Origin of the sequence: Parafrankia irregularis (genome assembly GCF_001536285.1) — a bacterium.
Lineage (GTDB): Bacteria > Actinomycetota > Actinomycetes > Frankiales > Frankiaceae > Parafrankia > Parafrankia irregularis.
Map to the genome: position 1 here is coordinate 1 of NZ_FAOZ01000017.1, position 23,043 is coordinate 23,043.

At 71.6% G+C, this 23,043-nt stretch carries 14 protein-coding genes; 5 read left to right on the forward strand and 9 right to left on the reverse strand.

Annotated features, from left to right (window positions below; translation table 11 throughout):
- Positions 1-395: 395 nt before the first annotated feature.
- Complete coding sequence (locus AWX74_RS22925) at positions 396-2,786, reverse strand: MMPL family transporter (RefSeq protein ID WP_091280645.1); 2,391 nt, start codon at positions 2,784-2,786, stop codon at positions 396-398.
- 165 nt (positions 2,787-2,951) lie between these two features.
- Here AWX74_RS22925 and AWX74_RS22930 point away from each other — a divergent pair, with 165 nt between their 5' ends.
- Positions 2,952-4,373, forward strand: coding sequence for a sensor histidine kinase (locus AWX74_RS22930; RefSeq protein ID WP_131799516.1), 1,422 nt, complete (start codon positions 2,952-2,954; stop codon positions 4,371-4,373).
- The gene (locus AWX74_RS22935) at positions 4,370-5,035 is read left to right on the forward strand and encodes a response regulator (protein ID WP_091280651.1); all 666 of its coding nucleotides are present in this window, start codon (positions 4,370-4,372) and stop codon (positions 5,033-5,035) included. Before AWX74_RS22930 ends, AWX74_RS22935 begins: the two co-directional genes overlap by 4 nt.
- Positions 5,036-5,325: 290 nt before the next feature.
- Here AWX74_RS22935 and AWX74_RS22940 read toward each other — a convergent pair whose 3' ends face one another.
- Together AWX74_RS22940 and AWX74_RS22945 are read right to left on the reverse strand one after the other, a co-directional pair.
- The gene (locus tag AWX74_RS22940; protein WP_091280653.1) at positions 5,326-6,087 is read right to left on the reverse strand and encodes a 3-hydroxyacyl-CoA dehydrogenase; all 762 of its coding nucleotides are present in this window, start codon (positions 6,085-6,087) and stop codon (positions 5,326-5,328) included.
- Between the two features lie 114 nt (positions 6,088-6,201).
- Positions 6,202-7,350, reverse strand: coding sequence for a thiolase family protein (locus AWX74_RS22945; protein WP_091280656.1), 1,149 nt, complete (start codon positions 7,348-7,350; stop codon positions 6,202-6,204).
- A 262-nt stretch (positions 7,351-7,612) separates the two neighbouring features.
- Here AWX74_RS22945 and AWX74_RS22950 point away from each other — a divergent pair, with 262 nt between their 5' ends.
- Positions 7,613-8,335 carry a TetR/AcrR family transcriptional regulator gene (locus tag AWX74_RS22950; RefSeq protein ID WP_193209848.1) on the forward strand — a complete coding sequence of 241 codons (723 nt, stop codon included), beginning with the start codon at positions 7,613-7,615 and terminating at the stop codon, positions 8,333-8,335.
- Here the strand turns inward: AWX74_RS22950 and AWX74_RS22955 are convergent.
- The 3 genes from AWX74_RS22955 to fxsT all read right to left on the reverse strand — a co-directional run bounded on the left by AWX74_RS22955 (position 8,308) and on the right by fxsT (position 13,224).
- Positions 8,308-9,213 (reverse strand): metal-dependent hydrolase, encoded by a 906-nt coding sequence (locus AWX74_RS22955; RefSeq protein ID WP_091280663.1) that lies wholly within the window; start codon positions 9,211-9,213, stop codon positions 8,308-8,310. The genes AWX74_RS22950 and AWX74_RS22955 overlap by 28 nt on opposite strands.
- Entirely contained in the window at positions 9,200-10,453 is a 1,254-nt protein-coding gene (locus AWX74_RS22960; protein WP_091280666.1) for a DUF7802 domain-containing protein, read from the reverse strand. The genes AWX74_RS22955 and AWX74_RS22960 overlap by 14 nt, the downstream gene beginning before the upstream one ends.
- A gap of 182 nt (positions 10,454-10,635) precedes the next feature.
- Positions 10,636-13,224: an FxSxx-COOH system tetratricopeptide repeat protein gene (gene fxsT, locus AWX74_RS22965; protein WP_091280670.1), complete on the reverse strand. Its 2,589-nt coding sequence runs from the start codon at positions 13,222-13,224 to the stop codon at positions 10,636-10,638.
- Positions 13,225-13,307: 83 nt separating this feature from the next.
- Here fxsT and AWX74_RS22970 point away from each other — a divergent pair, with 83 nt between their 5' ends.
- On the forward strand, positions 13,308-14,036 hold the full coding sequence (locus AWX74_RS22970; protein WP_131799517.1) for an effector-associated constant component EACC1: 729 nt from the start codon (positions 13,308-13,310) through the stop codon (positions 14,034-14,036).
- A gap of 104 nt (positions 14,037-14,140) precedes the next feature.
- Positions 14,141-18,811 (forward strand): caspase, EACC1-associated type, encoded by a 4,671-nt coding sequence (locus AWX74_RS22975; protein WP_091280677.1) that lies wholly within the window; start codon positions 14,141-14,143, stop codon positions 18,809-18,811.
- Positions 18,812-19,031: 220 nt separating this feature from the next.
- Here the strand turns inward: AWX74_RS22975 and AWX74_RS22980 are convergent, their stop codons facing one another.
- Genes AWX74_RS22980 through AWX74_RS22990 form a run of 3 tightly spaced genes read right to left on the reverse strand, consistent with a single transcriptional unit; the run spans position 19,032 to position 22,950 of the window.
- The gene (locus tag AWX74_RS22980) at positions 19,032-20,381 is read right to left on the reverse strand and encodes an LLM class flavin-dependent oxidoreductase (protein WP_091280681.1); all 1,350 of its coding nucleotides are present in this window, start codon (positions 20,379-20,381) and stop codon (positions 19,032-19,034) included.
- Positions 20,378-21,769 carry an LLM class flavin-dependent oxidoreductase gene (locus AWX74_RS22985; RefSeq protein WP_193209846.1) on the reverse strand — a complete coding sequence of 464 codons (1,392 nt, stop codon included), beginning with the start codon at positions 21,767-21,769 and terminating at the stop codon, positions 20,378-20,380. Before AWX74_RS22985 ends, AWX74_RS22980 begins: the two co-directional genes overlap by 4 nt.
- On the reverse strand, positions 21,766-22,950 hold the full coding sequence (locus AWX74_RS22990) for an LLM class flavin-dependent oxidoreductase (RefSeq protein WP_091280685.1): 1,185 nt from the start codon (positions 22,948-22,950) through the stop codon (positions 21,766-21,768). Before AWX74_RS22990 ends, AWX74_RS22985 begins: the two co-directional genes overlap by 4 nt.
- Positions 22,951-23,043: the final 93 nt, after the last annotated feature.

Genomic DNA, 23,043 nt, shown 5'->3' on the forward strand with positions numbered 1-23,043 from the left:
ATCCAGGCCGGCCGCCCGCAGGTAGATGACCTCGTCCTTGACGTCCTGCCGGCCCAACGCCGCCCCCTTCGACCCGATGACCATCGGTGGACATCGGGTCGCCTGGAGAGACCAGGGAACGGGCGAATCTGACACACGTGCTCCCGGCAGCCGCCAGGGGCGGCTGCCATGGCACAAACCGTAGTCCCGGAACCGGCCTCCATCGCCAGCCTTGCTTCACGAGCTCACCGGCATCACAGAATCACCGGCTTACCAGGCGACCCGGCCCTATTTTTCCCTGCATCCGTGGAGGCCAGCGCAGCGGCCTGGCGACCCTTGCTCGGGAGCAGCGACGGACGGGCGTGCCCCGCGCCGGCTGTGTGCCGCGGCGCGGGGCACGTGCGGTGGGCCCGCGGTCAGGAGTCGGAGTGTCGACCGCGGGCCAGCGGGCCCGTGGCCACGAGTTCGTCCCGTTCCTCGGCGAAACCGGCGGCGGAACCGGCGGGTGCGGCGGAACCGGTGGGCTTCTCCGCGCCGTGACGCGGGCCGGGCAGCTGCTGCGCACCGGCTCCGGCTCCGGCTCCGGCTCCGGCACCGGCTCCGGCTCCGGCTCCGGCTCCGGCTCCGTCGAGGCTGGCGCCTTCGACGTCGACGTTGGGCAGGATGCGGTCGAGCCGGCGCGGCAGCCACCAGGCGGAGCGGCCGAGCAGAGCCATCACGGCGGGGATGATCGTCATGCGGACGAGGAAGGCGTCCACGGCGACCCCGAAAGCGAGCGCGAGGCCCATCTGCTTGATCAGCGCTTCCGGGGTGAGGATGAACCCGGCGAAGACACTGATCATGATGATGGCCGCGGCGATGACGACCCTGGCTCCGTGGTCGAAGCCGTTGATGACCGCACTGGTCGGGTGCGCGCCGTGGACGTACTGCTCGCGCATGCCGGTGACCAGGAAGACCTGGTAGTCCATGGCGAGGCCGAACACCAGGCCGACGACCAGCAGCGGGAGCAGGCTCATGATCGGCCCGGTCTGGCCCTCGATGCCGATCAGGCCGTCCAGCCAGCCCCACTGGAAGACCGCGACGGTGGCGCCGAGAGTGGCGACGACCGTGAGCAGGAATCCGCCGACCGCCGTGAGCGGGACCAGGATCGAACGGAAGACCAGGCAGAGCAGGATGATTGCCAGACCGACGACGACGATCAGGTAGGGCACCAGCGCGTCGGAGAGGCTGTCGGTGATGTCGACCGCCAGCGCGGTCGAACCGGTGACCGCGACCTCGGCACCGGCCGGCTGCGGCAGGCCGCGGATCGCGCGGACCAGGTCGGACGTCTCCTGGGCCGCCGGGCCGGAGTTCGGGATGACGCTGAACACCGCCGTGTCACCGGCGGGGTTGACGGTCGCCGGGGTGACCTTGGCGACGTCGTCGAGCCCGGAGATGCTGTTCGCGACGGCGGCCGCGGCCGCGGCCGGGTCCGCTGCCGCCCCGGCGGCGGCACCATCAGCGGCGGCACCATCAGCGGAATCGCCGCCGGCGGGCCGGGTGTCGATGGTGATCGTGAGGGGGCCGTTGAAGCCGGCGCCGAAATCGGCGGACAGCAGGTCGTAGGCCTTGCGGGCCGAGGTGTCGGGCGCCGAGGTGCCCTCGTCGGGCAGCGCGAGGCGCAGGTCGAGGGCCGGGATGGCCACGACGCCGAGACCGATGGCGGTGCCGACGAGGACGGCCGCGGGGTGGCGCGTGACCCAGGACGCCCAGCGGCGGGTGCGGGTGGTGTCGGCCGGCCGGTGCTGGGCGGCGGCCTCGGCGCGGGGACGGACCCGCCGCCCGGCCACGCTGAGCATGGCGGGCACCAGGGTCAGCGCGACGGCGACCGCGAGCAGGACGGCGACACTGGCCGCGATGCCCATCTCGGTCAGGAACGGGATGTTGACGACGGCGAGCCCGACCAGCGCGATCGCCACGGTCAGCCCGGCGAACACGACAGCCGACCCGGCGGTGCCGATGGCCCGCCCGGCGGCATGCTCACGGTCGAGACCGCGGCCCAGTTCCTGGCGGTAGCGGGAGATGATGAACAGGGAGTAGTCGATCGCGACGGCGAGGCCGAGCATCACGGCGAGCGTCGAGGTGTTCGACGACAGCTCCATGAAGCCGGTCGCGGCGGTGATCGCGGTCATCGCGATACCGACGCTGACGATCGCGACGAGGAGCGGCAGGCCCGCGGCGACCAGCGAGCCCAACGTGATGACCAGGACGACCGCGGCGACGGCGAGCCCGATCAGCTCGGTCGCGCCGCTGTGGGAGGCCTCCTCGGCGGCGTCACCGCCAGCCTCCACCGTCAGGCCCGCGTCCCGGCCGGTGTCGATCGCGTGTTCGAGGGTGTCCTTCGCCTCGTCGGAAAGATCAGCCGAAGCCACGGTGTAACTGACCTGCGCGTAGCCGACCGTGGCATCCTGCGAAAGCTGGTTGGCGTACGGGTCGGTGACCGAGGCGACGTCGGCCCCGCCGGTGAAGTCGTCGACGACGTCGGCGACGGCGGCCCGCCAGGCGGGGTCGGTGAGCTTCTGCCCGTCGGGCACCGCGAAGACGATCCGGGCGACCGCGCCATCCGCCTGCATGGCTGGGAACCGGTCCTTCAGCAGGTCCACCGCCCGCTGGGATTCGGTACCCGGCAGGGTGAACGAGTTCGACGTCGGGCCCGACAGGGTCGCCGCGCCGATGCCGCTCAGTGCCAGAACCCCGATCCACAGGGCGATGACCAGTCCGCGGCGGCGGAAGGCGAAACGCCCGAGCCGTTGAAGGTGGAATGCCATGCCTCAACTCTTGTCGCGACGGGCGGTGAGCACATCCAGCCAGCGTGGACATTTCGCGCTACCGCAGCCGCGGCGCCGGGAGCCGCCCGTGTACCGCAGCCGTGGTACACCGGGGTACCATCACCGTGGGTCGACACCCGGCCGCTCCCGGCTACAGTTGAGACGGTGTCTGACGGACTCTCGCCAGAATGGCTGGCGGTGCGGGGCTTCTTCCGGTCCCGTCCCGCTGTCCTCGACGTTCTGGTCTCGCTGGTCGTCTTCGGTCTGGGGACCACGGTCACCCTCACCGCCCAGGACGGCGAGGCAGGCGAGTTCACCGCCCTCTCGATCCTGCTGAGCTCCCTCGCCGCACTGGCGCTGCTCGCCCGCCGCCGCTGGCCCGTGGCCGTGGTCGCAGTCATCACCGCGCTGATCGTCGTGGGCTCGGTGACGGGCCAGGAAACCCCGGTGCTGTCACTGGCGGTCGGCTCCGCGCTGTACACGACCGCATCACGCTGGCCAGGGGCAACCGCCTGGTACTGTGCGCTCGCCGCCGGGCTGACCATGTCGTTGCTGAGCCTGCTGCAGGGGCCGGCCCTCAAGGAGATCGTGCCCCTGTGGACCTGGATCGGCCTGTCCACGGTCGCCGGGTACTCGGTGCGCGGCCGGCGCGACTACATCGCGGCCGTGGAGGAACGTGCCATCCGGGCCGAGCTGGGTCGCGAGCAGGAGGCCCGCCGCCAGGTCGCCGAGGAGCGCCTGCGCATCGCCCGCGAGCTGCATGACGTCGTCGGCCACCATGTCGTGCTCATCAACGTGCAGTCCGCCGTCGCCGCCCACGTGCTGCGCGTCGACCCCGACAAGGCCGAGGAGTCGCTCGGCCACGTCCGACAGGCCGGGCGCACCGTGCTCGACGAGCTGAACTCCCTCGTCCGGGTGCTGCGCGACCCGGACGAGCCGAGCCTGTCCGGCCCGGTGCGGGGGCTGGAGCACCTCGACGAGCTGACCGCCGGCTTCGCCGCCGCCGGCCTGCCACTCGAACTGCACCGCGATGGCCAGCCCCGGGAGCTGCCGGTGCTCATCGACCTGGCCGCCTACCGGATCGTCCAGGAATCCCTCACCAACGCCTACAAGCACGCCCGCGGCGCCCCGACCACCCTCTGCCTCGCCTACGGGCAGCACGAGCTCGGCATCCAGATCCGCAGCGGCGGAGCGGACGCCGGCTCCGGGACTGGACCTGCCGGTGCTGGTGCTGGAGCAGGAGCCGGGGGTGGGGCCGGCGCTGGGCAGATCGCGCACCGCCTCGCGGACTTCGGGTCGATCGAGCGGGACATCGTCGAGACCGGCCCCACCGCCGGGCACGGGATCACCGGGATGCGGGAGCGGGCGGCGGCGCTCGGCGGGCGGCTGCGCGCCGGCCGCACCCCGGACGGGGCGTTCACGGTTCTCGCGCGGCTGCCCGTTCCGCCTCCGCTCGACGAGCACGACCCCCGCCAGCCCCGCCGCACCGTGGTGGAGTCCACTGTTGTCGTGGCGCCAGAAGCTGTCAGAGCCGCCGAAGCCGTCAGGACCACAGACGCCGTCAGAGCCGCGGGAGCCGAACATTGATCAGGGTGCTGCTCGCGGACGACCAGCCGCTGGTACGGGCCGGCTTCCGAGTGTTCATCGACGCCGCCCCCGACATGGAGGTGGCCGGTGAGGCCGCCGACGGCGCGGAGGCCATCCGCCTGGCGACCGAGCTCGTGCCCGACGTCGTGCTCATGGACATCCGGATGCCCGAACTGGACGGCATCGCCGCCACCCGGGCGATCACCGCCGACCCGCGGCTGGCCGACACCCGCGTCCTGGTCCTGACCACCTTCGAGGTGGACGAGTACGTCTTCGAGGCGCTGCGCGCCGGCGCCAGCGGCTTCCTCGGCAAGGGCATCGAACCAGAGGAGCTGGTCAGCGCGCTGCGCGTGGTGGCGCACGGCGACGCACTGCTCTCACCGCTGGCCACCCGCCAGCTCATCGCCGACTACATCGCCCGGCCCCGCCAGACCAGCACTCCCGCTCTGGGCACGCTGGACGGGCTGACCAACCGGGAGACCGAGGTGGTGCGGCTCGTCGCCGAAGGCCTGACCAACGACGAGATCGCCGAACGGCTCTTCCTCTCCCCCGCGACGGCCAAGACCCATGTCAACCGGGCGATGACCAAGCTCGGCGCCCGCGACCGCGCCCAGCTCGTCGTCATGGCCTACCAGGCCCGCCTCATCGATCCCACCAGCTGACGACCGCGTCGCCACCGGTCGGGCACCGGGCGTCCTCGTGGATCCGGGGCCGCCGGACAGCGACAGAAATCCGCCGGCAAAGGGCCCAAAAGGGGCGGAGAGCCCCTTGGTAATCCGCAAGAAAGAGGAATTTTGGTCGTCCTCACGACCAAAATCCTCAGATCTTGCCCGACAGCAACCGCAGATCCTGCCCGACGGCAATCGACAGGAACGGCGGCGCGCCTGGCGGCCGCCGCCGTTTCAGCCCTCGCCGCTTCAGCCCTCGCCGCTTCAGCCCTCGCGGCCGATGCCTAGCGGGGTGCCATCCGGATGGCGCCGTCGAGGCGGATCACCTCGCCGTTGAGCATCGGGTTGGACACGATGTGGGCGACCAGCGCGCCGAACTCCACCGGGTTCCCCAGCCGCGACGGGTGCGGCACCTGGCGGCCCAGGGAGGCGCGGGCCTCCTCGGGCAGGGTGGCCAGCAGCGGGGTGTCGTAGAGGCCGGGGGCGATCGTCATGACCCGGATCTTCAGGCTGGCCAGGTCGCGGGCGATCGGCAGGGTCATCCCGGCCACGCCGCTCTTCGAGGCCGAATAGGCGGCCTGCCCGATCTGGCCTTCGAACGCGGCCACCGACGCGGTGTTCACGATGACGCCGCGCTCCTCGCCGAGCGGCTCGGCAGCGGCCATCCGCGCCGCCGCGAGCCGGACCACGTTGAAGGTGCCGACCAGGTTGATGTCGATGATCCGCTGGAACTGGTCGAGCGGGAACGGGCCGTCCTTGCCCACGGTCTTGATGCCGTTGCCGGTGCCGGCGCAGTTGACCGCGACCCGCAGGGTGCCGAGCTCGGCAGCGACGTCCAGTGCGGCGGTGACGTCCGCCTCGCTGCGGACGTCACCGGGAGCGAACCGCACCCGCTCACCCAGCTTGTCCGCGACCGCGGCGCCGTCGGAGCCCGGCAGGTCGATGATCACTACGGAGGCGCCGGCCTCCAGCAGCTTCTCCGTCGTCGCCAGCCCCAGGCCGGAGGCTCCGCCGGTGACCAGCGCGACCGAGTCGGTGATGTTCAACTGCTGTTCCCTTCAGACTCTGATTTCACGACGTTGCTGTTTCGGTGCAGCCGGACGACGCCGGACGGATGAGGCGCTCGGACGGCTCGATGCGCTCAGCACGGCTCAAGCGGCTCAGAGCAGCTCGAAGATGGTGGCGTTGGCCTGGCCGCCGCCCTCGCACATGGTCTGCAGCCCGTAGCGGATGCCGTTGTCCCGCATGTGGTGGACCAGGGTGGTGGTGAGCCGGGCACCGGAGCCGCCCAGCGGGTGGCCGAGCGCGATCGCTCCGCCGTTCGGGTTGAGCGCCTTCGCGTCGGCGCCGAGGTCGGCCAGCCAGGCCAGCGGCACCGGCGCGAACGCCTCGTTGACCTCGAACGCGCCGATCTCGTCCAGCCGCAGCCCGGAACGGCGCAGTGCCTTCTGGGTGGCCGGGATCGGCGCCGTCAGCATGATCACCGGGTCGGCGCCGGCGAGCACCGCGGTGTGTACCCGCACGATCGGGGTCAGGCCCAGCTCACGGGCCGTCTCGCTGGTGGTCATCAGCAGCGCCGCCGACCCGTCCGAGATCTGCGAGCTGTTCCCCGCGGTGACGACGCCGCCTTCCGGCTTGAACACGGTCCTGAGTCCGCCCAGCGTCTCCAGCGTGCCGCCGCGGCGGATACCCTCGTCGCGGCTGATCACGGTGCCGTCGGGCAAGGTCACCGGGGCGATCTGCGCGTCGAACCGGCCCTCGTCCTGGGCCGCGGCCGCCTTCTCGTGCGAGGCGAGGGAGAACTCGTCGAGCTGGGTGCGGCTCAGGCCCCACCGCTGCGCGATCATCTCGGCGCCGATCCCCTGGTTCGGGGAGTCCGGGCCGTAACGGGCGTGGAAGTCCGGGCCCAGCGGGTCCTGGCCCAGCGAGGAACTGCCCATCGGGACCCGGCTCATCGATTCGACGCCGCCGGCCACGACGATGTCGTAGTGGCCGGCGATCAGCCCGGCGGCGGCGAAGTGGACGGCCTGCTGGGACGAGCCGCACTGCCGGTCCACCGTCACCCCGGTGACCGACTCGGGCCAGCCGGCGGCCAGCGGGGCGTTGCGGGCGATGTCCAGGGTCTGCTCACCGACCTGGGAGACGCAGCCCCAGATCACGTCGTCGATGACCACCGGGTCGATCCCGGCCCGGGCGGCCAGCGAACGCAGCACGTGCGCGGACAGGTCCGTCGGGTGCACTCCGGCGAGCCCGCCGTTGCGCTTCCCGACAGGGGTACGTACGGCCTCCACGATCACGGCATCCGGCATGCGCTGCTCCTCGGTCGAGGTTGGGGTCCGCCGACGAGTGGCGGTGGGGGTCGGCGGCACTGGCCGCTCGACCGTCACCGTCAATGCTGACGGTGAGGTAGCGTCACCGTCAAGTCTGACGGTGACCGCGACAGCCGACCCCGGACGTGGCCCAACTCGGCCGCCTTCCCGGCGCGTTGACGCCCCCGGAGGGCGGAAGACGATGAGTGGCATGCTCGGGAGAGCGGGCGCGACGAACGCACGCCGCCGCACGGGAGGACCGTTGACCAGCGAGGCAGAGCTGAGCTACCGCGCCCGTCGAGACGAGCAGCGCGAGGACAGCCGCAACCGGATCCTGGACGCCGCGGTCGACTGCCTGATCGAGGGCGGCTACGCCAGCGCGACCACACCCCGCATCCAGGCGAGGGCGGGCATCTCACGCGGTGGGCTGCTCCACCACTTCCCCTCCCGCGACGCGCTGCTCGTCGCCGCGTCCGAGCATCTGGCCCGGCGGCGGATCGCCAGCACCGCGGCAACGGCCGAACAGATCGCCCGCACCCACCCCGCCGGCCCGCAGCGGCTGACCCGCATGGTCGAGCTGCTGTGGACGACCTTCCACGAACCGCACTGGTGGGCCGCCCTCGAGCTGTGGACGGCGGCGCGGACCCACGACGAGATCGCGGTGGCGCTGCGGCCGGTCGAACGGCACCTCGGCACGATCGTGCGCGACGGCGTCGATGCCATGTTCGGGCCGGACTACACCGGCCACCCACGCTATCCCCAGGTGCGGGAGCTGCTGGTCAGCAGCATGCGAGGGCTGGCCCTCACCTACACGTTCGACCAGCGCGACCCGATCCACGATCCGCACCTGGCCATGTGGAAGGACCTCGTCGTGGTCATGCTCCATGACCACGACGAGGTCCTCGACAACGATGAGGTCCTCGACCCCGTCGACGCCCGCGACGGCGCCCGCGACCGTCAGGCGGATACCGCCGCCGCCGAATAGCAGAGCTGGAGGTCCCGACCGGCCTTGTAGGCGTCCAGCCAACGGCCCGCGAAGACGGGCAGCGGCTCCCCGGCGGGGCTGTGCCACGGGGCCTGGGAAAGCCCGAGGCGGTAGATCGTCGTCAGCAGCTCGCGGGTCGACGCCACGTCGTAGAGCGACGACCGGCGCCCGCCGCCCAGTGCCTTGCCCAGCAGCTGCGCGACCCGGCCTCCTTCCTTCTTCTCGACCGGCGGAGTCATCGCCTCGCGCACACCCGGCACGCATTCGACGAAGCCCTCGATGATCTGGAAGTAGGTCTGGAAGACGTGCCGGAACACCTTCGGCGCGACCATCGTCCGGTACCACGGCTTGCCGACCACCGCGTCGTAGATCTCCAGGGCGGAGCTGCGGTGCTCGACCTCCTCGACGAAATGCCAGAGGAACAGTGAGGCCACCCGTTCGTCACCGGGCCGGAAAAGCTCGGACTCGTGGTCGAGAAAGAGCTTGAACGTCGGCGTGAACGTCGCCTCGAGAGCGGCGGTGTAGGCGAGCTGGTACTGCAGGGAGGTGAAGGAGAGCGCGTCGAACCGTTCGACCGCCCTGTCGACCACGCCCTGCAGGCCCGGATGGCTCAGGGTGAGTGCGGCCAGGTGCTTGCGATGGCTGTTCGCGTGCTGGGCCTCCTGACGCAGGAACGCCTCCGCCTCGGCGGCGACCGCCTTGTCCCTGATGAGCGGAATGGCGATTCGGGTGGAGGCGACGATGTGCTTCTCGAACGCGACCGCCAGCACACCGATCGCGTTGAGCATGACCGCCACGTCGGGCGCGGACGGCTGCCAGTGGAAGGGAACGGTGTCGTCGAACGCGAACGGAATCCGACGAACTTCAAGATTGGCCATTTCCGGCCACCTCCTGCTCCTCCTCGCGAAGCTCATGAAGCTCGCGAACATTTTCGGTGGTGGGCGCCGACATGGCGCCACGGGTGTTCCGGGCGGCCAGCGCGACCACCCAGACGCACACCGCGGCACAGCCCAGCGCGTAGTACGGGTTGCCGATCGGGGTGCCGTCGTCGGTCACACCCTCATGGGCGGAGAGCAGATCCGGCAGGGCGGTCAGCCACAGCACGACGAAAACAGCCAGGTAGATCGTTCCGTACAGCACGGCGTAGCCGTTCACGAAACGATCCGCCGGGGCCGCAGGGGTTGCTGGTTCCGCGGGATCCTCAGCCGCAGGAACCTCAGGGGACACGGGAGCCGCGGGGGGCGGGCGCCGCCGGGCCGGGGCCAGCGCCGGCAGCGCGACGGCGGCGGCGGCCGCGAGCATCACGCCGAACACGGCCGCCATCAGCGCGTGGTTGGGATGCTCCGCGGTCGTCAGGTAGCCCAGCGGCGCACCGGCGACAGGCAGCAGCACCGGGGTGAGCACACCGACCGCGACCACCCGCCCGACCAGGCCGGGGCTGCCGAGGGTGCGACGTCCGGCCGGCTCGGCGATCAGCGCGCGCCAGAGGAAGGCGAGAATCGCGGGCCCCACCAGGCCGAAGATCACCGTGCTCGACAGCGGCACCGACCCGAGGGCCGGCTCGTTGGTGGCGGCGTCCGGGTTCCAGGCCCACCAGCGCAGCTGCGGCCCGATGTGGTCGAAGATCTCGTAGAAGCACTGGTGGACGAACCCGACGCAGATCGCGCCGACCAGCCGCCCACGCCGGTCGAAAACACCGACCCGGTCGACGAGAGCGCAGGCCAGATACGGAACCGCGACATACACCGCGAGAATGTAGAGCGGCAGCCGGTCGAACATGAACTGCACGGTGAACACGTTGTGCACGAAGATCAGGTCGATGCGGTCGTCGATGCCGAACTGCTCGGGGAAGTACAACGGCGGTTCGATGACCAGCGCGTAGACGATCGGGGCGAACCACAACGCCAGATACGCGGGGTTCCCGGTGCGGCGGCGATGCCGCGCGGCGTGCGCGAGGGCGAGCACCGCGCCACCGATCATGAGTATCTCGATGACCGGCAGGGTCCAGTTCGCCAGATCAGCGGGTGACCGCAGGCTCGCAACCGGGTCGGGGTCGCAGGGGATACCGCCGAGCTTTTCCGCCAGCGCCCGGAAGGCGGCGCTACAGGGGGCGCTCATGCAGTACCCCTAAAAGGGTGGGCCACCATTCCGATGGACCACTGACGAACATCGCTGGCACCGACATGGCCGCTCCTGAACTCCGTCGAGCGCCGACGGTTGAACACCGTGGGAGGCCGCACCATACATAGTTAGACATGTGTATGGTCAAGAGCTCGGTGCGGACTTCGCGCACGGTGCGCTCACCCGCGATCGGCGTCCCGGGCGGCCTCGAGATTGCGGCGAAGGATCGCGACGTCGGGATGGTCCGGCGGGTAGGCGCCTTCGGCGATGGCCAGGGCGCGGCGCAGCGTCCGCACCGCCTGCCCGGTCCGGCCCAGCGTGCGTTCGGTCAGCGCGAGATTACTCAGCCGCCTGGCGACAACAGGATGCCCGGGGCTGTAGACGGTCTCGGCCAGACTCAGGGCTCGCTGGTAGAGCGGCAGTGCGTCCTCGGGGCGGCCCAGGTGCTGCAGCGTCCAGGCAAGGTTGTTCAGTCGGCTCGCGATCTCGGGATGGTCGGCGGGGTGGGCCGCTTCGGCGATGGCCAGCGCACGTTCGATGAGTGGCAGGGACTCCTGGTGGCGGCCCAGCTTCTGCAGCAGGATGCCCATGTTGTTCAGGTCGGTGCCGATCTCGGGGTGGTGGGGCGGGTAGGCGGCCTCGTCGATGGCGAGAGCACGCTCGTACAGCGGCAGCGACTCCGCGGCTCGGTCCAGATCCTGCAGGGCACCGCCGAGGCTGACCAGCGCGATGGCGACACGGGGGTCACGAGGGCCGTGCACGGCCTCGGCGACAGCCAGGGCGCGGCGTAGCAACGGCAGCGCCTCCTGGGCGCGGCCGAGATCCAGCAGAACCAGCGCCAGGCTGTTCTGGATGCCGCCGACGACGCTGTGCCGCGGCCCGCAGACGCTCTCGCTCACGCGCAGCCCGCGTCGCAGCAGCGGCAGTGCCTCCGCCGGCCGGCCGTGCTCCCGCAGGTACATCCCGGCCTGGACGCACAGGAGCGACAGTTCGGGGGCGGCGTCCGGGGGCGGTGGACCGGCCGCGGCCTGCGCACCCACGGGCACCGCACCCGGAGTCTCGGCACCCTGAGTCTCGGCACCCACCGCCACAGCACCCACGGGCCCGGGTGCCGGGTCCGGCGTCAGGGCGAGAACGGCGCGGACGTGCGGGAGCAGTTCCCGCCAGCGGGGCCAGCCCTGCGGCGACCGGAGCAGGGCGTCCGGCAGGTCGGTCAGCAACAGCCACAGCAGGATCGCCAGCACCTCCGCCCGGCGGCCGTCGGAGGTACGCCGGCGGGTCGTCGTCTGAACCAGCCGGTGCACCGACACGGTCGCGGTGTCGCGGCCGGCCAGGCCGATGGCGACGAGCGCCCCGACCGTGCGGATCCAGGCCAGCTCGTCGGCCGCGGCCGCCGCCAGCGGCCCGTCGCCGAGCAGGATGGAGCGCCCGGCGAACAGATCCACGGGCACCGGCTCCGGTCCGCAGAACGCCAGCAGTTCCAGCAGCTCCAGCGCCGCTGGTGTCTGGGCGGCCAGCTGGGCGACGGAGAACTCCCACAGGGTGGCGACCGTGATCCCGGGCCGCTCCGCGACCTCGCCGATCTCGATGACCTCGTCCAGCCGGTCGGCGAGCTGCCGCGCGAACGTCGACGCCGGGGTGGCGGTCTGCTCGCAGTACGCCGCCGCCTGCTCGACCGCCAGTGCCAGATCGCCCAACAGCTCGGCGATCTGGTCGGCCGTGGCTGCGTCCAGGCCCTGGACACGGCCGGACAGCAGCTCCACCGATTCCGCGCGGGCCAGGGGGGCGATCTCCACCGCCTCGCCCACCGACCTCCAGCCGGGCCGCCGAGAGGTCACCAGCACACGGCCCCGCCCGTCCGCCGGACGGTACGGCCGCACCACCTGGACGTCCTCGGCGTTGTCGAACACCAGCAGCCAGCGTCCACCCCGCTGACGCAGCTCCGAGCACACCTCCGGAGGCTTCGCCCCCACCGGCAGCCCCAGGGCCTCACCCAACTCCCCGATCTGCGCGGGGACCGTGTCCGCCTGCTGCGCGTCCACCCACCAGACCACATCGAAGTCCGACGCATGGCGATGCGCGTACTCCACCGCCAGCGACGTCTTCCCCACCCCACCCAGCCCGGTCAACGCCACGACCGCGGTCGCGCCCAGCTGCCCGGTCAGCGTCGCGAGCTGGCTCTCGCGGCCCACGAACCGGGCCAGCCGGCCGGGGGTGTTCCAGACCGGGGGCAGCTGGCCGGGAAACGTCACCCGCTGCGTGACCGCCCGCGGGCGCGGCGGAAACGGCGGGGGGACCTCCGGCTTGCCCCGCCCGCCCGTCACCGCCCGCCGGGCCGCTGTCACCACCTGATCCCGCGCGACCTGTTCCGAGAGGTCGAACAGGTCGACGGACATCACCTGACCCAGCAGCCCGGGACGTTCACATTCCGCCACCCGAAGGACGAGCAGCCGGCGGTCCGTGCCCTGCGGATCGGCCGCCCAGGCCGCCTGCCATTCCGCCGCTCCGTACATCGAGCGGGTGTATTCCGCCGACAGCACGGCGACCGTCCGCCGGGCCCGGGCCACCCCCGCGTCCATTCCCGCGACCCAGTTCGTTCCGGGCAGGACGTCCCACGCCTGCACCAGAACCCGGAATCCCGCCTCCTCCAGTACCCACGCCACCCACACGGCCCACGCCTCGTCCGCCCGCGCGTACGACACGAAGAAGTCCCACTGCTCATCGCGGCCGGCCGCGACACCACCCCCGTACACCAGGGCAGTATCCACTCCACCCGCCCAGGCGGAATGCCGACGGGTTCGGCGCGCCGCGGCTGACGGTGTGGTGATCGTGAGTGGCAGGCTGTGGGGGTATGCGCACGGTTTCGGGGGGTCCGATGGACGGCGGCGCGGCGGCGTCGGGTGGGGTGGAGCTGGTCGTGATCGGCGACGCCGCCGGGGATCAGCTGCGGAGTCTGCGGTCCTGGCTCCTGGAGGAGCCGGAGCTTCGGGGCCGGGTGTCGCTGCGGGAAGCACCTCCGGCGCCGGGCGAGATGGGCCCCCGGCCGGACGCGGTGGTGGTGAGCCTGCGGGCGTCGGCTGCCCGGTCGGTGCGGGCCGTGGACCAGGCGTTGGCGGGCTGGGGACGGTCGCGCAGGTCGGCGGAGGCGGTGCGGGTGCTGGTCCGCCTGGAGAACCTGCAGATGGAAATGTCGATGAGTCCGGAGAGTCTCGCGGACCCGGCGGTGCGTTCCTTCTTCGAGGACCTGATCACCCGGGCGGAGTCGGCTTCTTCTCCCGGCGGAGGCGAGGTACACGGTGCCGGTACCGGCAACGGAGCGGCGGGCGGATTGACGCGGGTGCAGGTGGAGGCGTTGGCGGCGTCCTACAGTTCCCCACCGGCCGCGGCGGCGTTGATGCGCCGGGCCGGGCTGCGACCCGAACTGTTCCCCGCGTTCGTGGAGGGCGCGTTCGCGGTGAGTTTCTGGGCCGAGGTGGGTCACCAGCTGGAACTGGGTCGCGCGCCGGGCGGTACGCGAGCTCTGTTGAGCGCCGCGGCGCAGGACTACCCCGGCCAGCCGGCATTCCGCGCAGGGGGCTGACCCGCGGTCGCCGAAGCGGTCAACAACACCGTGGTAGGACGGCTTTCCGGCGTTGGATGGCGCGGTACGGTGCACCTTTCGACACGTGACGAGCGGGGGCTGTCATGTCGGGAGATCTCGCCGGGCCCGGTAGCCGCGTGCTGCTCGTCGGGACCGGTCACCACGCGCCGGGTTCGAAGTATCCCGACCTTCCGTCGGTCACCTCGACGATCTCCCAGCTCGTGCAGGTGCTGACAGCACGGTGCGGGGTGGCCCCGGAACAGATCGAAACGCTGGTCGACCCGTCAGATCCACTCGTGTTGGCGCGGACGGTGAGCCGGGTGGCGCGGGCCGCGGGGGATGTGTTCCTGCTCTGGTTCGTCGGCCACGGCGCCCTGTCCCCCGACGGCGAGCTGCATCTGGGAACCCAGGCGATGGTCGACCTGACCCAGGGGCAGGTCGAGTTCCAGGCGCTGCCCTACCGCTTTCTGCGCGCCCGCCTCACCGAGGACTGCGCGGCGAACCGGATTCTGGTCGTCCTGGACGCCTGCGCGTCCGGCGGTGCGGGAGGCGCGGTACCGGCGGGCCGGTGGGCGGCCGCGTTCGACCGGGCCGGCAGCGGCTCCTGCCTGCTCGCCTCCTCGCCGCGCGGTGTCGCGTCCTACGCTCCCCCAGGAGCGACGACCACGGCGTTCACCGGCGCGGCGATCGACCTGCTGCGGGACGGCGATCCGGGCAGCGGGCCGGACATCACCTTCGACCAGCTCGTCCGCCACCTGACCCGCGCCCTGCCCGAACAGGGCCTGCCCACACCGATGTACTGGTCTGTAGGCCAGATCGGTGACCTGCTCCTCACCACCAATCCGGCCTACCAGCCACCCACGGTCCCGCAGCAGATCATGCCGCCGGGGCAGGAGCTCCTCGACCCTCATGGCCGGCCAGTCGTGCCGTACCCAGGTCTGGAGACCTTCGGCCCGGCCATGACCCGCTTCTTCCACGGGCGCGACACCGCCGTCGCCGACCTCGTCAACCGGGTGGCCCACCGCGCCGTCGACGGGGGCGGTCCGCTGTTCGTCCTCGGCCCGTCCGGGTCGGGAAAGTCATCGCTGGTCCGTGCCGGGCTCCTGCCCGCGCTGCGGCGCGGTCAGGGTGCCGACGGCGCGTCGGCCCGCTGGCCACACTTCGTCCTCACCCCCGGCGACGACCCCGTCGCGGCCCTCGCCCGCGTGCTGGCCGGACCCGCCGGCCTGGACCCCGCGACCCTGGCCGGCAGGCTCGCCGGCACCACCGCCGACATCGAGGCGATGGTGGGTGAGGTGGCGGACCGGCTTCTGGACAGACGGGCCGGCCACGCCGCTGGCAGCGAGTCGGATGCGACGGATGCGGCCAGGATGGTGCTGGTCGTCGACCAGTTCGAGGAACTGTTCACCCTCTGCGAATCCGACGAGAGACGCGGAGCGTTCCTCGACGCCCTCGCCGCCATCAGCCATGGCACGAACGGCCACGGGCCACGGGGAGTCACGGTCGCGGTGCTGCGCGCCGACTTCGTGGAGCGTGCCGCCGCGGTACCCGCCCTCGCGCACGCCCTCGGCGACCAGGCCCTCGTCCTGGGAGCGATGACCGGCGACGAGGTCCGTGCCGTCATCGAGCAACCCGCCCGCACCGCGGGCCTGGGTGTGCAGCCCGGGCTTGCCGACCTGATCCTCTCCGAGCTGGGAACCGGCCGCGACGGCGGCTACGACCCCGGCAAGCTCCCCCTCCTCGCGCACGCCCTGCGCGAGACCTGGCGCCGCCGCACCAACCGGTGGCTCACCATCACCGGCTACCGCGACACAGGCGGCATCGAAGGCGCCCTGCGGGACACCGCCGAGACCACCTACGCCAACCTGACCGGCGAACAGCAGGCAGCAGCCCGGCTCATCCTCCTCGCCCTGATCCGCGCGAGCGACCTCACCCGTCGCCGGCTGAACACCACCCACCTCCTCGCCGGTCTCGACAACCCGACCGCGGCCCGCCACGCCCTGGACCAGCTCGTACGCGCCCATCTCGTCACCGTCGACCACGACTCGGTCACCATCACCCACGAGGCACTGGTAGGCGGCTGGCCCCGCCTCGCCGAATGGATCAGCGGCGACCGCGAACTCGTCGAGATCACCCAGGAGATCGAGCCCGACGCCACCCGCTGGCACCTCCAGCAGACCAGCCCCAGACCGGCCCGCCGGCGGCTGTGGGCCTGGCGAACGAATCTCGGCGTTCTCTACAGCGGCGCCCGACTCGCCGAAATCAACGGCCGCCTCCGTGGACGCACCCCCGACCACATCCAGGTGGCAGCGTTCCTCACCGCATCCCGCCGCCGCGCCACCCGCGCCGCCCGCCTGCGCACCGCTGGCATCCTCGGCCTCGTCGGCCTCCTCGTCCTCGTCACCGCGCTCGCGGCCTTCGCGTTCGTCCAGCAGGACCGCGCCCAATCCGCTCAACTACTCGCTGTCGCCCGTAGCCTGTCCGTCCAGGCTGGGGCGGTTCAGGACAGCGATCCCCGCCTCGCGCTCCAGCTCGCGCTCGCGGCCCACGACCTGAACGCCAGCCCAGAAGTCACCGGCTCCTTGGTTGCCGTCATTGCCGCGACCCGTCACGTCCCGCTCGGCCAACCGTTGAAAGCCGACCACAACGTGTCGTGGGTGGCATTTTCCCCAGAGAAGAAGATCCTCGCCACAGGCGGCCACAGCCAGGATGCGGGGGATGCAGACGAGGGCGCGGTGCGGCTCTGGGACGTGAGTGACCCGGCCGCTCCCCACCCACTCAGCCCGACACTCGCCGGAACCGCAGGCCCGCTGGCGTTCTCGCCGGACGGAAGACTTCTGGCTGGTGCAGCTGCCGACGGTGGCGTGCGGCTCTGGGACGTGAGTGACCCGGCCGCTCCCCACCCACTCAGCCCGACACTCGCCGGAACCGCAGGCCCGCTGGCGTTCTCTCCGGACGGAAGACTTCTGGTCAGCGGAGGGGAGGACGATGGGACGGTACAGCTGTGGGAGGTGACCGATCCCACCACTCCCCACCCACTCGGTCGGCCCCTCGCCAACGTGAACGGGTCGGTGGCGCTGTCCCCAGATGGAAAAATCCTGGCTGGCCGTGTCGGCACCGACAGTATCGACAGCACGCTACGGCTGTGGGACATCACCGATCCCACCGCCCCCAACCCACTCGGGCAGATCACCCAGGCAGGCAACACGAGTCAGGAGCACTATGCGGTACTGGCGTTCTCGCCAGACGGAAGAACCCTGGCCAGCGGCGGTGACGATGGAGAGGGGGCCATGCGGTTGTGGGAGGTGACCAACCCGGCCGCCCCCCGCCTACTCAGCCAGCTCCCGACGAACCACCTGGTGGATTCGATAGTGTTCTCCCCGGACGGTAGAACCTTGGCCAGCGGCGGTGGCGGCGCCACCACACCGGGCGAGATTCGGCTGTGGGATGTCAGCGACCCAGCCAGCCCCGTCCTCCTCGACCAGGCCCTTACCGATCACACTGGCTGGATGGGATCGGCAACGTTCTCCCCGGACAGCGGCACCCTCGCCAACGCCAGCGGCGACGGCGCGGTACGGCTGTGGGACGTGACCAGCCCGGGGATCCCTCGTCCGCTCGGCCGCGTCGCCACTGGCCCGTTGGGGCCAATGGCATTCTCTCCGGACGGGGAGATGCTGGCCGGCGTCGTCACCGAGGGTGATGACAGCGCCGTGCGGCTGTGGGACATCACCGACCCCACCGCACCCCGCGTCCTCGGTCAGCACCTCATTCCCGGCGACACGGGTGGCTTCGTGGAATCGGTGCTCTTCTCCCCGGACGGCAGGACACTCGCCAGCACCCGTCAACAGGCAGACGAGGTACAGCTGTGGGACGTCACGAACCCCATGGCCCTCCGCCCGCTCGGAACACCCCTCACCGGCGTCTCCGGCCCGGTGACGTTCTCTCCGGACGGGGAGAAGCTGGCCGGCGTCGCCACCGAGGGTGATGACAACACCGTGCGGCTGTGGGACATCACCGACCCCACCGCACCCCGCGTCCTCGGTCAGCACCTCATTCCCGGCGACACGGGTGGCTTCGTGGAATCGGTGGTCTTCTCCCCGGACGGCAGGACGCTCGCCAGTGCCAGCGCCAGTCAACACACTGGCGAGGTACGGCTGTGGGACATCACCGACCCCACGGCCCCCCACCCGCTCGGACCACCGCTCTCGGGCTACTACGGGCCTGTATGGTCGGTGGCATTCTCTCCGGATGGCAACACTCTGGTCAGCACCGGCGATGGAGGCATGGTGCGGCTGTGGGAGGTGACCGATCCGGCCACTCCCCGCCTGCTCGACCAACCCCTCACCGGCCATGTCGACTCGGTGACGTCGGTGACCTTCTCTCCAGACGGCAGGACCCTCGCCAGCGCCAGTCACAGCGGAATCGGCGAGAGCGGCGAGAGCGGCGAGAGCGGCGAGAGCGGCGAGAGCGGCGAGATAAGGCTGTGGGACGTCGCCGACCTGGCTGTCACTCGCCCGCTAGGCCATCCCCTCCTTCTGGGGCCTAGTTGGGCGGTTTCACTGGCGTTCTCTCCCGACGGCAAGATGCTGGCCAGCAGCGATTACAACGAGAACAACGGGACACTCCTGCTATGGGATACATCTCCCCTAGCGGAAGTGCGCGAAGATCCTGTTCGCATCACCTGCTCCCTCAGTCACGCCAGCCTTACTCCCGATAAATGGAAATACTACGTCCCCGACTTCCCCTACCGGGATATCTGCGCGAATCAAAAATAACGCGGATAGCGGTCGCGGGTGCCAGCCAGCTACTCCAACGACCTGACGGACAAGGATCAGTTGCAAGGGCGCTGTTGCGTTCGCCGAGGGCAGGGCATGCCGGCGGGTCGGGGCCGCTGTCGGTTTGGCTGCGGTTGCGAGTTCGGTGTCGCGGCGGCCAGCCTCAGATGCGGGTGGATGTCGATCCCGAATTCGTAGTGGCCGCGGCGGATGTAGCGGTTCAGGGCAGCGCCCAGCGGCTCGGGGGGCGGGGTAGGCCGAGGTTGTCGCGCAGGGTGCGCCCGGTGTACTCGGTGCGGAACAGGCCGCGGCGGCGCAGCTCGGGGATCACCAGGGTGGCGAAGTCGTCGAGCGTGTCCGGCAGGTAGGGGAAGATAACGTTGAAGCCGTCGGCGCCACGGCCCTCGAACCATTCCTGGATGTGGTCGGCGATCGTTTCCGGCGTCCCCACCACGGTCCTGACGTCGCGGGCACGTTGCTGGGCGAGCTGGCGGATGGTGAGGCCGCCGGCCCGGGCGCGTTCGACGATGGCCCGCTGGGCCGACTGGCTCTGGTTCGAGGGCGGCAGGTCCGGCAGCGGCCCATCGAGCGGGTGGGCCGCCAGGTCGACGCCGCCCAGCCAGTAGGCGAGATCCGCCAGCGCGACCCGCGGGTCCAGCAGGGATGTCAGCCGGTCGAACCTGTCCTCCGCCTCATCGAGGGTACGGCCCACGATCGTGGAGAGGCCCGGCAGCACGACGACGTGGTCCGGATCGCGGCCGGCCGCCCGCGCGGTGGCCTTGAGGTCGGCGTAGAACGCCTGCGCGCCAGCCAGGTCGGCATGCTGGGTGAACACGACATCCGCCACCGAGGCGGCCAGTGCCCGGCCGCGGTCCGAGGAACCGGCCTGCACGATCACCGGCCGGCCCTGCGGCGGGCGCGCGATGTTGAGCGGCCCGGTGACCGCGAAGTGCTTTCCGCGGTGGTCGAGCCGGTGCAGCTTCGTCTCGTCGAAGTAGATGCCCGACATCTGGTCGTGGTGGAACGCGTCGTCGTCGAAGCTGTCCCACAGCCCGGTCACGACGGCGAAGAACTCGGCGGCGCGCTCGTACCGCAGCTCGTGGTCGACGTGCCGGTCGAGGCCGAAGTTGCGCGCCTCGGCGTCGCTGAGGGATGTCACCAGGTTCCAGCCGGCCCGGCCGCCGCTGATGTGGTCGAGGGACGCGAACGTCCGGGCCAGGTGGTAGGGCTCGTTGTAGGTGGTGGAGGCGGTCGCGATCAGCCCGATCCGGCTGGTCGCCGTGGCCAGGGCGGCGATGAGCGTCGTCGGCTCGAAGGAGTCGTTGACGACGGAGACCCGGCTCAGCACCTCCTGGTCGGCGAAGGGCACCCCGACGAGGTCCGCGAAGAAGACGGCGTCGAACCGGGCCCGTTCGGCGGTGCGGGCCAGCTCGATCACGTGGCGGATGTTGACGCCCGCGTCCGCGGCGGCGTTCGGGTGCCGCCAGGCGGCGAGGAACTCCCCAGGCGGTTTGAGGAAGGCGTTCAGGTGCAGCTCACGGCGACGCGCGGGCCCCGGCTGCGCGGTCATCGTGTTGTCGCCTCGGCCGGGACGGACGCCGGTCGGCTGGTGGGACGTCCCAGGCCCAGGTGCCCGCGCAGCGTGGTCTGCTCGTATTCGGTGCGGAACAGGCCGCGGCGGCGCAGCTCGGGAACGACCTGGTCGACGAAGTCCTCCGCGGGCCCGGGCAGGTTGGGGAAGCTGATGTTGAAGCCGTCGGCGGCTCTGGCCCGGAACCAGCGCTCGATGTGGTCGGCGACCGCCTCCGGGGTCCCCACCACCGAGGAGACGGCGGCGAAGCGCAGCGCGAGCTGCCGGATCGTCAGCCGCTCCCGCCGCGCGAGGTCCAGCAGCAGGTCCTGCCGGCTCCGGCTGCGGTTGGTGACACCGACGTCCGGGACGGGCCCGTCCAACGGGTATGGCGACAGGTCGACGTCACCGATGTTGTCCTGGACCAGCCGGCGTGCGACGTCGTCGTGTACCAGCTCCTGCAGCTCGTCGAGCCGGGCCCGGGCCTCGGCCTCGGTGCTCGCGACGTAGGGCGCGAGCACGGGCCACACCAGCAACCTGTCGGGGTCGCGGCCGTGCGCCGCCGCGCGGGCCTTCACGTCGGCGTAGAACGCCTGGGCGCCCGCCAGCGTCACCTGCGCCGTGAAGATCACCTCGCCGTGGCGGGCGGCGAAGTCCCGGCCCGTCTCCGACGAGCCGGCCTGGAAGATCACCGGATGTCCCTGCGGTGGCCGCGAGATGTTCAGCGGCCCGCGCACGGTGAAGTGCTCCCCGGCATGATGCGGCGGGCTCAGTCCGGCGGGGTCGTAGTAGCGGCCGCCGGCGCGGTCGCGGACCACCGAGCCGTCGGCGAAGCTGTCCCACAGCGCGCGGACCACACCGACGAACTCCTCGGCCCGCCGGTAGCGCAGCGGGTGGTCGAGGTGGGTGTCCCGACCGAAGTTGCCCGCCTCCAGCGGGACGACCGAGGTCACCACGTTCCAGCCGGCCCGGCCTCCGCTGATGTGGTCGAGCGAGGCGAACTTGCGGGCCACGTGGAAGGGCTCGTTGTAGGTGGTCGTCGCGGTCGCGACGAGGCCGATCCGTTCCGTCACCGTCGACAGCGCGGCGAGCAGGGTGAGCGGCTCGAAGTGCTCGGCCCGGGCGGTGCGGCGCAACGAGTCCAGGTCGTGGCCCCAGATCGCGACGACGTCCGCGAGGAACAGTGCGTCGAAGGTGCCGCGCTCCAGGATGCGGGCGACCCGGATGTGGTGGCCGAGGTCCAGCTGCCCGCCCGGCGGCGACGACGGATGGCGCCAGCCCGCGATGTGGCCGCCGGACCCGTGCAGCAGCGCCCCGAACGTGAGCCGCCGCGGCCGCTCCCCCGGTGTCGGCCGCTGCCCCACGGTCGGCCGCTCCCCGACGGTCACCGGACCGCTCCCGCCAGCGGTTCGCCGCCGGGCACGCCGCCGGGGACACCGCCAGCCGGATCGTGGGGTGCCGCCAGCAGGCCACGCGCGCGCAGCAGCTCCGCCGCTCCTTCGGCCATCTGGTAGGCCTCCTCCAGGTGCGGCTGGCCGGAGAGGATGAAGTGGTCGAGGCCGAGCGCGTGGTATTCCTCGATCCGCTCGGCCACCTGCTCGTGGCTGCCAACGATCGCCGTGCCCGCCCCGCCGCGCACAAGCCCGTAGCCGGCCCAGATGTTCGGATACACCTCCAGGCTCGTGCGGTCGCCGCCGTGCAGGGCGGCCATCCGGCGCTGGCCGACCGACTCGCTCGCGGCGAAGACGGCCTGGTGCGCGGCGATCCGCGCGTCGTCGAGGCCGGCGAGCAGCCGGTCGGCCTCCGCCCACGCCTGCGCGGCGGTGTCCCGGCTGATCACATGGAAGCGGATGCCGAAGCGCAGCTCGTCCGCCCGGCCCGCCGCCGCGGCCAGCGAGCGCATCCGGTCGAGCCGCTCGGTGATCTGCGCCGGGGTCTCGCCCCAGGCCAGGTAGACGTCGGCCCGCCGGGCCGCGACCTGCTCCGCGGCGGGGCTGGCTCCGCCGAAGAAGATCGGCGGTCGTCCCCAGGGCGCGACGTCCACGGTCGCCTCCTGGATGTCGTAGTGCTCGCCGGTGAAGCTGAACGCCGGGTTCGCGCCCGCGACACCGCGCAGCACCGTGAGGAACTCGTCCGTCCGGGCGTAACGCTGGTCGTGGTCGAGGTGGTCGCCGAGGCGGCGCTGCTCGGCCGAGTCGCCGCCGGTGACGATGTTGAGCAGCAGCCGGCCACCGGAGACCCGCTGGAAGGTGGCCGCCTGGTGCGCGGCGAGCGTCGGGGAGATCAGCCCCGGCCGGAACGCGACGAGGAATCGCAGCCGGCTGGTGACCTGGGTGAGCGCGGCGGTGACGATCCAGGCGTCCTCGCACCACAGCCCGGTCGGCGTGAGCACGGCCTCGTAGCCGAGCTGTTCGGCGGCGCGGGCGATCTGGCCGAGGTACTCGATCGTCGGCGGGCGGAACCCCGGGTTGTGCACGCCGTCCGCGGCGAAGTCCGCCTCGCCGTTCGAACTGACGATGCCCCGGTCATCGCCTCTCGTCGGTAGGAACCAGTGCAGGTGCAGTGCCATGGCGGGTCGCTCTCCTCGGGCGCCCGGCGGCCGCCGCGCCGGCCGCCGGGCGTGGCATCGCCGGTGGCACAGGCAACCGGAATCGAATGTCGG

Bases quoted from the DNA above. Each gene is read 5' to 3' on its own strand.
- AWX74_RS22925 (WP_091280645.1), bottom strand. From the start codon at position 2,786: ATGGCATTCCACCTTCAACGGCTCGGGCGTTTCGCCTTCCGCCGCCGC.
- AWX74_RS22945 (WP_091280656.1), bottom strand. From the start codon at position 7,350: ATGCCGGATGCCGTGATCGTGGAGGCCGTACGTACCCCTGTCGGGAAG.
- AWX74_RS22955 (WP_091280663.1), bottom strand. From the start codon at position 9,213: ATGGCCAATCTTGAAGTTCGTCGGATTCCGTTCGCGTTCGACGACACC.
- AWX74_RS22960 (WP_091280666.1), bottom strand. From the start codon at position 10,453: ATGAGCGCCCCCTGTAGCGCCGCCTTCCGGGCGCTGGCGGAAAAGCTC.
- AWX74_RS22970 (WP_131799517.1), top strand. From the start codon at position 13,308: ATGCGCACGGTTTCGGGGGGTCCGATGGACGGCGGCGCGGCGGCGTCG.
- AWX74_RS22975 (WP_091280677.1), top strand. From the start codon at position 14,141: ATGTCGGGAGATCTCGCCGGGCCCGGTAGCCGCGTGCTGCTCGTCGGG.
- AWX74_RS22980 (WP_091280681.1), bottom strand. From the start codon at position 20,381: ATGACCGCGCAGCCGGGGCCCGCGCGTCGCCGTGAGCTGCACCTGAAC.
- AWX74_RS22990 (WP_091280685.1), bottom strand. From the start codon at position 22,950: ATGGCACTGCACCTGCACTGGTTCCTACCGACGAGAGGCGATGACCGG.